The 12,712-nt window shown below is 68.7% G+C and carries 11 protein-coding genes; 7 read left to right on the top strand and 4 right to left on the bottom strand.

Annotated features, from left to right (window positions below; genetic code table 11):
* The first annotated feature begins 33 nt into the window (after positions 1-33).
* The 5 genes from ACFHYQ_RS23755 (at position 34) to ACFHYQ_RS23735 (ending at position 6,330) form a co-directional block, all read left to right on the top strand.
* Positions 34-1,665, top strand: coding sequence for a GTPase (locus tag ACFHYQ_RS23755; protein WP_394303342.1), 1,632 nt, complete (start codon positions 34-36; stop codon positions 1,663-1,665).
* Positions 1,666-1,837: 172 nt separating this feature from the next.
* Positions 1,838-2,503 (top strand): single-stranded DNA-binding protein, encoded by a 666-nt coding sequence (locus ACFHYQ_RS23750; protein ID WP_394303341.1) that lies wholly within the window; start codon positions 1,838-1,840, stop codon positions 2,501-2,503.
* Between the two features lie 141 nt (positions 2,504-2,644).
* Positions 2,645-4,033: a GGDEF domain-containing protein gene (locus ACFHYQ_RS23745; protein WP_394303340.1), complete on the top strand. Its 1,389-nt coding sequence runs from the start codon at positions 2,645-2,647 to the stop codon at positions 4,031-4,033.
* A 74-nt stretch (positions 4,034-4,107) separates the two neighbouring features.
* On the top strand, positions 4,108-5,772 hold the full coding sequence (gene ettA, locus ACFHYQ_RS23740) for an energy-dependent translational throttle protein EttA (protein WP_394303339.1): 1,665 nt from the start codon (positions 4,108-4,110) through the stop codon (positions 5,770-5,772).
* 81 nt (positions 5,773-5,853) lie between these two features.
* A complete protein-coding gene (locus ACFHYQ_RS23735) occupies positions 5,854-6,330 on the top strand; it encodes an acyl-CoA thioesterase (protein ID WP_394303338.1) in 477 nt (158 codons plus the stop codon).
* 3 nt (positions 6,331-6,333) lie between these two features.
* Here ACFHYQ_RS23735 and ACFHYQ_RS23730 read toward each other — a convergent pair whose 3' ends face one another.
* From ACFHYQ_RS23730 to ACFHYQ_RS23715, 4 genes are all read right to left on the bottom strand, one after another.
* Positions 6,334-7,851: a glycoside hydrolase family 13 protein gene (locus tag ACFHYQ_RS23730; protein WP_394303337.1), complete on the bottom strand. Its 1,518-nt coding sequence runs from the start codon at positions 7,849-7,851 to the stop codon at positions 6,334-6,336.
* 30 nt (positions 7,852-7,881) lie between these two features.
* Positions 7,882-8,265 carry a globin gene (locus ACFHYQ_RS23725; protein WP_394303336.1) on the bottom strand — a complete coding sequence of 128 codons (384 nt, stop codon included), beginning with the start codon at positions 8,263-8,265 and terminating at the stop codon, positions 7,882-7,884.
* Between the two features lie 45 nt (positions 8,266-8,310).
* A complete protein-coding gene (locus tag ACFHYQ_RS23720) occupies positions 8,311-9,339 on the bottom strand; it encodes a mechanosensitive ion channel family protein (protein ID WP_394303335.1) in 1,029 nt (342 codons plus the stop codon).
* 478 nt (positions 9,340-9,817) lie between these two features.
* The gene (locus tag ACFHYQ_RS23715; protein ID WP_204017440.1) at positions 9,818-10,078 is read right to left on the bottom strand and encodes a hypothetical protein; all 261 of its coding nucleotides are present in this window, start codon (positions 10,076-10,078) and stop codon (positions 9,818-9,820) included.
* Positions 10,079-10,407: 329 nt separating this feature from the next.
* Between ACFHYQ_RS23715 and ACFHYQ_RS23710 the strand changes: the two genes are divergently transcribed.
* Together ACFHYQ_RS23710 and ACFHYQ_RS23705 are read left to right on the top strand one after the other, a co-directional pair.
* Positions 10,408-12,030, top strand: coding sequence for an NsdA family TPR-like regulatory protein (locus ACFHYQ_RS23710; RefSeq protein WP_394303334.1), 1,623 nt, complete (start codon positions 10,408-10,410; stop codon positions 12,028-12,030).
* A complete protein-coding gene (locus ACFHYQ_RS23705) occupies positions 12,027-12,533 on the top strand; it encodes a GNAT family N-acetyltransferase (RefSeq protein ID WP_394303333.1) in 507 nt (168 codons plus the stop codon). Before ACFHYQ_RS23710 ends, ACFHYQ_RS23705 begins: the two co-directional genes overlap by 4 nt.
* Positions 12,534-12,712 lie beyond the last annotated feature (179 nt).

Genomic DNA, 12,712 nt, shown 5'->3' with positions numbered 1-12,712 from the left:
GCGCCGCGCCTCCGGTACGACGGTGAGGAGCCGATGAGCGCTGTCAGCACGGCGGAGAGGCACTACGGGCTTGGAACCCGGCTCGCTGCCCTCTCCCGGATCGTCGAACTCGGTCAGGCGAGGGTCGAGCCGGCCCTGCTGACCGAGGCCGCGCAACTGCTGTTGCGAGCCGGTGACCGGATGAAGCTGTCACCGGATCACACCGTGGTGGCCCTCGCCGGTGGCACCGGCAGCGGCAAGTCGTCCCTGTTCAATGCCGTCTCCGGACTGGAGCTCTCACCCATCGGGGTGAGGCGGCCGACCACTGCGCGTACCCATGCCTGCGTGTGGGGACTCGACGGCGCCGGCCCGCTGCTCGACTGGCTGCAGATCCAGTGGCGGCACCGTTTCGCCCGGGCCAGTGCCCTCGACAAGGGCGAAAGCCGTCTCCACGGGCTCATCCTGCTCGACCTGCCCGACCACGACTCGATCCGGGCGCTCACCGACCCCGAGGCCCACCGGCTGATTCAAGCCGCCGATCTGATCGTCTGGGTGCTCGACCCGCAGAAGTACGCGGACGCGTCCGTTCACCGGCGCTACGTCACCGACCTGGCCGGGCACGACGCGGTGACCGTCTTCGTGCTGAACCAGTGCGACCGCCTGGCGCCGGAGGAGGAGGCGGAGTGCGTCGCCGACCTGGAGGACCTGCTCAGGCGTGAGGGCGTCGCCGATCCCCAGGTGGTCGCGACTTCGGCCACCACCGGCAAGGGGATCGACGATCTCAAGGCCGTCCTGGCCGAGGCCGTCGCGGCCCGCGGGGCCGCACACCAGCGGCTGGAAGCCGACCTCGACCGGCTGATGCTGCGGATCGCCGCGGACCTGCCGGAGATCCGGCACGTCGAGCCGACCGTCGACGGCGTCCGCAGGGCGGGACTGACCAACGCGCTGTGCGACGCCGTGGGCGTCTCCGCGATCGGCGAGGCGCTGGAGAACGTGTACGGCGTGCGCTCGATCGACTGGGTCGGCTGGCCGTACGCCCGTTGGGCCGCGAAGCTGCGTCCCGATCCTGCCAGCAGCCTGCGGCTCGGCGGGGTGAAGGAGGAAATCCGCGGCCTCGTCGGCAGCACCGTCAGTGCCCAGCCCGCCGAGGTGGACAACGCCGTGCTGTCGCTGGCGAACGGGCTGTCCGCGGGCATGCCCGAGGTATGGCAGCGTGGCGTGCGCGAGGCTGCCCGGTCACGGCCGGGGCGGCTTACCGAGGCGCTGTCGGGTGAGCTGGCTCAGGTCGCGCCGCCGCTCGACCGGGTGCCCGCCTGGTGGTGGCTGCTGAAGATCTGGCAGTACCTGCTGGTGGCGATGTCCGTGGCAGGCCTGGCCTGGGGCGGCTCGATCCTCGCGTTCGGAGTCTTCAAGCTCGGCGGGCCGCCCGCCCAGTTGCTCGGCGACGTCGCGGCCCTGCCCTGGCTGGGGCTGATGGTGATCAGTGTGCTGGGGCTCGGTCTCCTGTCCGGGGTGGCCGGCAGGAATTCCGTACTGCTCGGCGCGGGCAGGGAACGCGACCGCCTCGAGCGCGACATGCGGCGCCGAGTCGGCGCGATCACAAATGACATGGTCATCGAACCCGTGGAGCGGGAGATGCGCCGCTACAACGAGTTCTTCGACGCGATGGCCACCGCCAACCGCTGATCCCCGTGTGACTGATCCCCGTGTGACTGAACCCGTGTGACTGAACCCGCGTGACGGCGGGAGGGTCGCGGCGGTTCTCCACAGAACGCCGTTCGGTGACGCGGAGCCCGGACGGCGAGCGCCAAGGTGGGCTGCGGGCCTGGCGAGCGTCCGGGCCCGTGGGAGGCATTTCATGAGCGACATCTACGTCACGCTGAGCGGGAACGTCACCAAAGACCCCGAACAGTTCCAGTTGCCGGACGGCTCACGCGTCACGACCATGCGGATGGCCGTCAATCGGCGTTTCCTCGACCCGCAGACCAGCACCTGGCAGAACCGGGACACCACCTTCTACACGGTCCGCTGCTTTCGCAGGCTCGGCGACAACGTCCAGCAGTCTGTCCGGAGAGGCCAGCCGGTCGTCGTGTACGGCAGGCTGCGGGTCCGGCAGTACGAGCGCAACGGCGAGCAGCGGTACTGGGTCGAGATAGAGGCCATCTCGGTGGGCCACGACCTGAAGTACGGTATCGCTGCGTTCGAAAGGCCTGGCTACGCCGGCGGTGCGCCGAGGGAAGCGGAGCGGCGGGCGTTGGAGGAGGCCACCCGGGCTACTGAGACCACCCGGGCCCCGGCGGTGGCCCTGTCGGAATCCCTGTCGGAATCCCTGTCGGAGCCCCCGTCGGAGGCGCGGGGGAGCGGCATGCCGCACCACCCGGCCGACGCCGACGCCGACAGCGTGCCGGGTGGCAGGGCGGGCGACGGGGTGCCGGCCGAGATCGAGGTCGTCGGTGACGCCGAGGGCGAGGGCGAGGGCGAGGGCGAGGAGCCCGGCTGGCCGGAACAGCGACTGGCCGCCTGATCACGACCGGGCGCCTCAAATCGGACCCCTGGCAACAGATCGTGACGTGCCAAGGTAGTGGTTCCCATCGCGTTCCGCACCCTCCGCAACTATTGTGTTACACATCGTGAGATGCTGTTTTGGGGTGCGTTGGGGGGTGGCATGACGGCAACGGGTCGGGCATCCGCGAAACCGCGAGACGCCGTCTGCTCGCCGGGCCGGTGGCCCCTGCTGGCCCAGTCGCGTGCGCTCGTGGCCTACCTGTGCGCGATCGTCACGCTCGATCTGGTCTTGATCGGGGTCCTGGCGAGATCGACGGAATTCCGGCTCGCCGACCTCGCGACGTTCGCCGCGCTCACCGCCTGCGGAGCCGTGTGCATCGAGGCGACCCGTCGTCTCGGCATGCCGGCCGGAGTGTCGCGTGACCTGCTGTCGGCATGGTGGCTGCCAGTGGCGTTCCTGCTGCCGCCGGTTTACGCGCTGCTGGCGCCCGTTCCGCTGCAGATCCTGCTCCAACTCAGGGTGCGTGCGACGGTTCTCCACCGGAGGGTCTTCACCTCGGCCGCCATCGGGCTGGCCGCGGGTGCCGCGTCGGTGCTGTTCCATTCGTGGATCGGCGAAGGCGTGGGGCTGTTCAGGTCAGTGGGGCCGCCCGGCGGCGCGGCGTCATCCGGGCGGGTCGGAGCGGCGGGGGATGCCGGGCCGGTGGCGGCCGGCCTGTCCATGGGCGGCGGACAGGCCATCGGCGTCGCGGTGGTGTGCGCCGTCGTCTTCACGGTTCTCAACATCGCGCTCATCGCCGTCGCAGCCCACGCGGCCGATCCGGAAGGTCGATGGGGAGAGGTCCTATGGGATCGCGAGCGGTTCCTGCTCGACGCGGTGGAGCTGTGCCTCGGCGTGATCGTGGCTGTGCTCTGCGGGCTCAACACCGCACTGCTGCTGCTCCTGTTGCCGCCTGTCGTGTTGCTCCAGCGCAGCCTGCTGCACGCCCAGCTCCAGGCCGCGGCCCGCACCGATCCCAAAACGGGGCTGCTCAACGCGGCGGCCTGGCAGCGCGAAGCCGACACGGAGATCGGCCGGGCGCAGCGGCTGGGCAGCCCGCTCGCACTGATCCTGGTGGACATCGATCACTTCAAGAAGGTCAACGACACCTACGGTCACCTCGTGGGCGATCAGGTGCTGATCCAGGTGGCCGCCACCCTGCGCAGTCAGCTCCGCGAATACGACGTGGTGGGCCGGTTCGGCGGTGAGGAGTTCGTCGTGCTGCTGCCCGGCGCGGACGTGAGCGAGGCGCGGCGGGTGGCCGAGCGGCTGCGTACCCGGGTGGGCCGGATGGCGGTGGCCGCCGAGCAGGCGATGGTCACGGTGACGGTATCGGCCGGCGTAGCCATCATGAACCTGCACGGCGCCGACCTGATCGAGTTGCTCGCCGCGGCGGATCTCGCGCTGTACCGGGCCAAGGAACTGGGCAGGGACCGCATCTGCCTTCCGGCCACCCCGATCGCTCCGCCCCCGCGCAGACCGGACAGCACCACCGGTGGCATCCCCTAGTGCCGCGACCGACAAGATCTGCCCGGGCGACGCGACGGGGCGAAGCTTGGAGGGAGGGGCACTAGGCTGGTGGCATGCCGGAGTACATCTACACGTTGCAGCGCGTGCGTAAGGCGCACGGCGACAAGGTGGTCCTCGACGACGTCACGCTGTCGTTCCTCCCGGGGGCCAAGATCGGAGTCCTGGGCCCGAACGGCACGGGCAAGTCGACGCTGCTCAAGATGATGGCCGGGCTGGAGCAGCCGTCCAATGGCGAGGCCCGTCTGATGCCCGGTTTCACGGTCGGCATCCTCCTGCAGGAGCCGGCGCTGAACGAGTCCAAGACCGTCCTCGGCAACGTCGAGGAGGGCGTCGCCGAGACCAAGGCCATGCTCGACCGCTTCAACGAGATCGCCGAGCAGATGGCCACCGACTACAGCGACGAGCTCCTGGAGGAGATGGGCAAGCTCCAGGACGCCCTCGACCACCGCAACGCCTGGGACCTGGACAGCCAGCTCGAGCAGGCGATGGACGCGCTGCGCTGCCCGCCGCCCGACGCGGACGTCACCAAGCTCTCCGGCGGTGAGCGCCGCCGGGTGGCCCTGTGCAAGCTGTTGCTGGAGCAGCCGGACCTGCTGCTGCTCGACGAGCCCACCAACCACCTCGACGCCGAAAGCGTCCTGTGGCTCGAGCAGCACCTGGAGAAATATCCGGGCACCGTCCTGGCCGTCACCCACGACCGCTACTTCCTCGACAACGTCGCGGGCTGGATCCTGGAGCTCGACCGGGGCCGCTGCTTTCCCTACGAGGGCAACTACTCCACCTATCTCGAGGCCAAGGCCGCCCGCCTCAAGATCGAGGGCCAGAAGGACGCCAAGCGCAAGAAGCGCCTAGAGGAGGAGTTGGAGTGGGTGCGCTCCAACGCCCGCGCCCGTCAGACCAAGAGCCGGGCCCGCCTCGAGCGCTATGAGGAGATGGCGGCCGAGGCCGACAAGTATCGCAAGCTCGACTTCGAGGAGATCCAGATCCCGCCGGGCCCGCGTCTGGGCACCACGGTCATCCGGGCCGAGAACCTCACGAAGGGCTTCGGCGACCGCCTGCTGATGGACGGGCTCTCCTTCGACCTTCCCCGCAACGGCATCGTGGGCATCATCGGCCCCAACGGCGTGGGCAAGACCACGCTGTTCCGTATGGTCATCGGCGATGAGGCCCCGGGCGAGGGCTCGATCAAGATCGGCGATACCGTCAAGATCTCGTACGTGGACCAGAGCCGCGGCGGGATCGACCCGAAGAAGAACGTCTGGGAGGTCGTCTCCGACGGGCTCGACCACATCAAGGTCGGCCACGTGGAGATGCCTTCGCGTGCGTACGTCGCGGCGTTCGGCTTCAAGGGACCGGACCAGCAGAAGCCCGCCGGCGTCCTGTCCGGTGGCGAGCGCAACCGGCTCAACCTGGCGCTGACCCTCAAGCAGGGCGGCAACGTGCTGCTGCTCGACGAGCCCACCAACGACCTCGACACCGAGACGCTGTCCAGCCTGGAGAACGCACTGCTCGACTTCCCGGGCTGCGCGGTGATCACCTCGCACGACAGGTGGTTCCTCGACCGCATCGCCACGCACATCCTGGCCTGGGAAGAGGGCTCGAACTGGTTCTGGTTCGAGGGCAACTTCGCCGACTACGAGAAGAACAAGGTCGCGCGGCTGGGAGCCGAGGCGGCCCGCCCGCATCGGGTCACCTACCGCAAGCTCACCCGCGACTGACGCGAGGTCATCCGCGCCTGACCGTGGCCCACCCGCACCCCCGGCGACCGGCCGGGGGTGCGGGTGGTCTACGTTTCTGCCGTGACCGACTCGCACCACCCCACGATGGTCCACGACCCCACGACGCCCCAACCGCCCGGCGCCGCCGAGAGCACAAGCCGATTCGTCTTCGAGCGCTCGGTGCGCTTCGGCGACATCGACAGCCTGGGTCATGTCAACAACGTCCGCTTCTTCGACTACCTCGAGGACGCACGGGTCGCCATGCTCCACCCATCGCGGCGGGAGAACGGCGGCGCGCGACTGGGCCTCGTGGTCGCCCGGCACGAGATCGACTACCGGCGGGCCCTCGACTTCAGGATCGAGCCGGTCCGGGTGGAGGTCTGGGTAACCGAGATCACCCCGGTACGGTTCAACCTGGCCTACGAGATCCGAGACGACGACGCACTCTACGTCGAAGCGCGCAGCGTGATGGTCGCCTTCGACGTGGCGGAGGCCCGCCCTCGCAGACTCGACGAGGACGAGCTCGTCCACCTGAAGCGGTTCCTCACCGCGCCCTGAGGGTCAGCGGCCGGTCGACCAGGCCGCGGTGTCCGCCGGCAGGTCCATTCCGTCGAGGGGACCGCTGGAGATCAGCACGTGCTCGTGCGGCGGGAGCCGTACCGGATCCTCCCCGCAGTTGATGGCGCAGGTCAGCCGGCCGCGCCGGAAGAACAACGCGTCGCCGGGAGCGGGGATCCACTCGATCGCGTCCGGCAGCGTGCCTCTCAGGTCCCGGCGGACCGCCAGGGCCCGCCGGTAGAACGACAGCGTCGACGAGGCATCGGCGATCTGCCGTTCCACCGTCGACTCGGCCCAGTCGTCCGGCTGTGGCAGCCAGGATCCGCCGTCGCCGAAGCCGTACGGCGGGGCCGTTCCGGACCACGGGAGCGGCACCCGGCAGCCGTCCCGGCCCGGCAGTTCGCCCTTCGAGCGCTTGAAGATCGGATCCTGGCGGGCCTGCGGCGGCAGGTCGGTCACCTCGGGCAGACCGAGTTCCTCCCCCTGGTAGAGGTAGGCGGACCCGGGGAGGGCGAGCATGCTCAGCAGTGCGGCCCTGGCCCGGTCGAGCCCCGCCGACGGGTCGAGTGACCCCTCGCCGTAGCGGGTGCGGTGCCGTACGACATCGTGGTTGGACAGCACCCAGGTCGGCGCCGCCATCGCACGCAGAGTGTCGTCGATGACCTTCCGGAACGCCGTGGCCGACCACGGGGCCTCCAACCAGGCGAAGTTGAAGCTCTGGTGCAGCTCGTCGGGGCGGACGTAGAGCGCGAGGTCGTCGGCGGAGTCGGTCCAGACCTCGCCGACGGCGACCCGCGTGCCCGGGTAGGAGTCGAGGACGCGGCGCCACTCCCGATAGATGTCGTGTACCCCGGGCCTGCTCCACATCGGCGATCCGGAGCGGAAGCCGGGACCGGTGTCCGGCAGCCCCTCCGCCTTGATCAACCCCATCGCGACATCGATGCGGAAACCGTCCACCCCGCGGTCGAGCCAGAAGCGCAGGATGTCGAGGAACTCCGCGCGCACCTCCGGATTGCGCCAGTTGAAGTCGGGCTGCTCGGGAGCGAACAGGTGCAGGTACCACTGCCCGTCCGGCACCCGGGTCCACGCCGGTCCGCCGAACGTGGACAGCCAGTTGTTCGGCTCGTCCCGGAACATGTACCGGTCGCGCTCCTGGGAGCCCCTGGGGGCCGCCAGAGCCTTCTGGAACCATGGGTGGGCCGAGGAGCTGTGGTTGGGCACGACGTCCACCATCAGCCGCAGGCCGTGCGCGTGGACGTCGGCGACGAGGCCGTCGAAGTCGGCGAGCGACCCGAACAGCGGATCCACGTCGCGATAATCGGCCACGTCGTACCCGCCGTCGGCCATGGGGGAAGGATAGAAGGGGGTCAGCCAGATCGCGTCGACGCCGAGGTCCGCGAGGTACGGCAGGCGAGCCCGGATGCCGGCCAGGTCGCCCACACCGTCACCCGAGGCGTCGGCGAAGCTGCGTACGTAGATCTCATAGACGACGGCGTCGCGCCACCAGGGGGTCTCTTCCATGTCTGAGTGGCTGCCCGGCACTCAAGTGGATTATGCGTTCACCAGACTGTAGGCGGCGTAGACCAGGTACTTCCAGAGCTGCTCCGCCCGCTCCGGCGGCAGCTCCAGCGAATGAATCGCGTCCTGCATGTGCCCCAGCCAGGCGTCGCGCTCACGCTCCCCGATGACGAACGGGACGTGCCGCATGCGCAGTCGCGGATGGCCACGTCGCTCGCTGTAGGTGTTCGGGCCGCCCCAGTACTGGATCAAGAACAGGCGCAGCCGCTCCTCGGCCCCGTCGAGGTCATCCTCGGGGTACATCGGGCGCAGCAGCGGATCGGTCGCGACACCCTCATAGAACCGGTGGACAAGCCGTCGGAAGGTCTCCTCGCCTCCGACGGCGTCATAGAAGGACTCGGTCTGCTCGCTCGTCACGGTCTCAGCCTAGGTCAGCTACCGACTGGTAGGTTAAACGCGGCGTCAGCCGGCGAAGGCCAGGGCCCTCTCGTCGAAGGCCCGCTTGACGCGCAGGCGCAGCTCGCGGGTGACCTCCTCGTGCCGTACCGGGGCGGTCTTGGCGGTGACCCGGAAGATCACGGTCGAGGCGGAGATCTGCTCCAGCCCGAAGACCTCCGGCTCCTCGATGATCAGCTTCTGGTGGAAGTCGGGGTCCTCCCACAGCCCGGTCGCGATGCCCTTCAGCAGGTCGCGCACCGCGCCCAGATCCGAGTCGTACGGCACGGGCACGTCGACCAGCGCCCTCGACCAGCCCTGGGACTCGTTGCCGACCCGGCTGATCGTGCCGTTGCGCACGTACCAGACCTTTCCGTCGGCGTCGCGGAGGCGGGTGATCCGCAGGGTGACGGCCTCGACTGTGCCGATGGCCGAGCCGGTGTCGATCACGTCGCCCACGCCGTACTGGTCCTCCAGCAGCATGAACATGCCCGCGATGAAGTCCTTGACCAGCTCCTGCGCGCCGAAGCCGACGGCGACGCCGAGGATGCCGACGCTGGTCAGCAGCGGGGCGAGCGCCACGTTCAGTTTGCCGAGCATCATGAGCGCGGCCGTGCCGAGGACCAGCACCGACGACACGCTGCGCAGCACGGAACCCATCGCCTCGGCCCGCGCCCTGCGGCGCTCACTCAGGATGGCCGCGCTCGCGTCCGAGACCAGCAGAGCGCGGTTGCGCAGCCGCTCGGGCAGCACGCCGGCGCTCGCCCGGAGGGTCACCCGAGTGATCAACCGGTGGACGATGTTCCGTACGATCAGCGCCCCGATCAGGATCAGGGTCAGGGCGATCAGAGTGTCGGTGAAGCCGGCCACCAGCTGCACCCAGGCCGGGAAGCGCTGGCCGGGGAACGTGGTCTTGAGGATGGCGCAGAAGATCCCCTGGCCCTTCTCACAGGCCGCCGTCACGGTCTTCATCGTCTCGCTGGCAGTGCCGATGTCGGTCGGGTCGGGGCTGGGCGTCAGAGACGTCAGCGGGAACGACGTCAGCGGGAAGAGCACGGAGCGGATCCCCCTCGGATCGGTACGGACAGGCAACAGGAAGGTAAGCCTTCCCCATAGTGCCGACCGGACCGGCCCCCGTCACATCGCCGGGGAGACGGAAGCGCGCTCGCCGCCCGGGACGACCGGAAAGCGGGCGTGCTTCGGTGACGGATGGCAGAGCTGGGACGCGCACCCGGAAGCGCGTCCGTCGCCGTTCTCCGAGAGGGGGATCCCCCCGATGGCCGTCCGCCCCGCGTCCCGGTGACTACCGGGGCCGGCTCGGACGGCCGTCCGGTACGGCAGGCCGTACCGGTGGTTCATGGGTGTACGGGGCCGGCGTGACGCCGCAACGTTCCCCGCCAGGACGTGGTGGAACGGCCTGGGAACGCTCCGCACCGGGCGTCTCGCCGGCCCCGGGAGCCGCGGTGGTGGCGGCGTGCCCGTGTGGCTGCGCGGACGCATCCCCGCATGCGCGGGGAGCATCCTTGGACACTCCTTACTCGCCCACCGCGGCCAGCACTCGGGCGACCTTCGTGGCCGCTCCGGCGGGGTCGTCCGCCCGGTGCATCCGCTCGCCCCACGACCACCAGTAGTCGGTCGCCTGGCAGACGACGTTCTCGGTGAGGCTGGTCGCTTCCGGATTGATGACTCGGACGTAGGCGCGACCCGCCGGGGTGCGCACGACGCGGGCGATCAGGCCTCGGGCGTCCAGTTCGGAGACCAGATGTTCCAATCGCCGGAAATCATCCTCTCCCACCTGAAGTCCTCCTTCATTTCGGCTGACGACCGGTTTGTGATCGCCGCTCTGCATCTTCGGCCTGCCCAAGATGACTCACCAAACGGAACGGGTCAACGGGCCCCAGAGCCGCTGAGGTGAAGGGAATCCCCAACTCGGTTGAAAGAACCCCCCAGTGGGGAGACGATCCTTAGTCAGCTCGTCCAAAGTCGAGACTTGGCCGCGCCAAGTTTGGTCCATCATTATTGTGTGGGCAGAGTGCGACGGAGTCGCTACTCAGCGTCACGAGCAGAGACCGGTCGGGAAACGTTGGGCTGCGAACGCGGCCCGGCCGTGAGAGAGGGGCCGGAATGTCCGGCAGGCAACACAAGGAGACGGAGATCGCGCGTCGGATCCGGGCGCGCGGCCTCGCCGCGGGCCGTGTTCCGGCCGCGATCTCCCAGGAGATCTACGAGGTGTGCGAGCCGCAGTTCGGGACGACGAGGATCAAAGCTCATCGCCTCTCGAACGGCATCGCCCTGGCGGACGTCATCGAGCAGGTGCGCGCCCTCTTCGAAAGAGACCGAAAACCCGTCCCCGGGATCGGCGAGACGCTACTGTCCGCATACGAGTCGGGCATGAAGCGCCCTGGCCCGGAATATCTCCACTACCTGTGCTTGGTCTACCGGGTCGAACCGCTCGCCCTCGGGTTCGAGGGCCCATGCATATGCGGTCACGGCCACATGATCACGGAGACCGTGGGTAGCGGGGGCTCACAAGATGAACGACTTGACCATTCCCCCGGTGCGCGTGAGGCGCGGGTTCCGTCAGACGGCGGTGACTCCTCCGCGAACGGGGGTGAGGAGGACGAGAACGTGCTACGGAGGACGCTGCTGCAGCTCCTCGTCGGCGGCGTCGGCGCCGTCGGCGCAGGTGGGGCTGTCGGGGGCGGTGGGGGCGTCGACCCCGCGCCCGCGCCCGACAGCGAGGTGCTCGGTGCGGTGGAGAGCCTTCGGCGGCGGATGGACCAGACGATTGTGAGTTCCACCGTCTCGCCGGCGATGCTCGATCACTGGGAGCAGACCACGAACGGCTTCGGTCGGCAGTACATGAACACCCAGCCGCTGCGGCTGCTCTGCGACGTGCTGCTGGAGTTCTCGGCAGTGCGCAGGGTGCTGGAGAGTCGTCAGCCCATCGAGATGCAGGAGCGGTTGTGCAAGATGGCCGCCCAGCTCGCCGGACTGGCCGGGATGATCATGATCGATCTGGGCGATCATCGCCAGGCCCGGTCGTTCTTCCGTACCGGCCGGATCGCCGCCGACGAGACCGGTGACCGTGCGCTGCGTGCGTGGGTCACCGCTCGGGAGGCTCTGGTCCCGCTCTACTACGGAGATCCGCGCGAGGCATTGAGCCTGGCCAGGAAGAGCCGTGATCTGGCCGGACAGACGCCCTGTGCCGCCAGGACGATGGCGCCGGTCGTCGAGGCCAGGGCCCTGGCCAAGATGACGAGCGCCTCCGGCCCCCGACATGAGGTGGTGGAGCAGGCCAAGCGGGCGCTGCACCGGGCCCGGGCCGCGTTCTCCCAGATGAACGCGAGTGATCAGGAGGACCCGGCCTTCGGTTACACCGAGCGGCAGCTCTACTTCTATCAGGGGGACGTCCTGGTGCAGTTGGGCCAGACACTGGAAGCAGACGTCATGCTGGAGCAGGCGCTCGGCAAATACACCGGAGAAGACCTGCTCGACCAGACCCTCATCCGCTTCGACCGCGCCCTGTGCCGGCACCTGGAGGGTGACATGGAGGCGGCACTGAAGATGGGGCGGGAGGCGATCGAGGCGATCGAACTCGACTACTGCACCGACCTGATGCTCCGCCCGGCACACGACCTCATCAAGGCCGTCCATTCCAAGTACGGCGACAGCCCCCTGCTCAATGACTTCCGCGACCTGGTCAACACCCGCAAGGTCGTCAGGCGTACCGCGAGCGGGGCATGACGCCCCGGCTCAGGATCCGCCGGTACCGGTGGTCGGACCTCGACGCGGTCTGGGCCCTGCACCAGATCGGCCTCGCGCAGGTCGGTCTCATGCCCGGTGACGGCGTCTATTACGACGACGACTTTCCGCGGATCACCGAGATCTACCTGGCCGATCGGGGCGAGTTCCTGGTCGGAGAGGTGATCGGTTCGGGGATCATCGCCATGGGCGGGCTACGCCGCATCGATGACGAGACCGCTGAAATGTGTCGCCTCCGGGTTCACCCCGATCATCAGCGGCGCGGCTACGGCTCGCAGATGGCCGAGGCGCTCGAGAACCGCGCCCGCCGACTGGGCTACTCGGTGCTGCGTGGCGATACCACGCTGCGCCAGGTGGCGGCGGTTGAGCTGTACCGGAAATCGGGATGGCGCGAGTTGCACCGTGAGATCCGCGGAGACACGGTCGTGGTATACGGCGAAAAACAGTTGAATGTCGTGGTTGCACCGATTTTTATAGATAGATGATGCTTCCCCTTCTTGGCGAATTGCGGATGGTTATCGATACTTGTGCCTTGGTTCCGATCCTGTAGGAGAGAGGCACGATGAAGAAGATCATCATCCGCAAGCCCGGAACGGTGAAGCTCACCGGCACGTCGAGCGTCATCCACAAGGGGTGAAGGGCCGCCGCCACCACGTCTGGGTCA

Origin of the sequence: Sphaerimonospora cavernae (assembly GCF_042435035.1) — a bacterium.
In the GTDB taxonomy this organism is placed as follows: Bacteria; Actinomycetota; Actinomycetes; order Streptosporangiales; family Streptosporangiaceae; genus Sphaerimonospora; species Sphaerimonospora cavernae.
Note: the sequence above shows the minus strand (reverse complement) of the source record. Positions and strands in the feature narration are given on the sequence as shown.

What these genes read in the sequence shown, in the direction of transcription:
- ACFHYQ_RS23745 (WP_394303340.1), top strand. Translation starts at nt 2,645, where the DNA reads ATGACGGCAACGGGTCGGGCATCCGCGAAACCGCGAGACGCCGTCTGC.
- ACFHYQ_RS23705 (WP_394303333.1), top strand. Translation starts at nt 12,027, where the DNA reads ATGACGCCCCGGCTCAGGATCCGCCGGTACCGGTGGTCGGACCTCGAC.
- ACFHYQ_RS23755 (WP_394303342.1), top strand. Translation starts at nt 34, where the DNA reads ATGAGCGCTGTCAGCACGGCGGAGAGGCACTACGGGCTTGGAACCCGG.
- ettA (WP_394303339.1), top strand. Translation starts at nt 4,108, where the DNA reads ATGCCGGAGTACATCTACACGTTGCAGCGCGTGCGTAAGGCGCACGGC.
- ACFHYQ_RS23730 (WP_394303337.1), bottom strand. Translation starts at nt 7,851, where the DNA reads ATGGAAGAGACCCCCTGGTGGCGCGACGCCGTCGTCTATGAGATCTAC.
- ACFHYQ_RS23750 (WP_394303341.1), top strand. Translation starts at nt 1,838, where the DNA reads ATGAGCGACATCTACGTCACGCTGAGCGGGAACGTCACCAAAGACCCC.
- ACFHYQ_RS23710 (WP_394303334.1), top strand. Translation starts at nt 10,408, where the DNA reads ATGTCCGGCAGGCAACACAAGGAGACGGAGATCGCGCGTCGGATCCGG.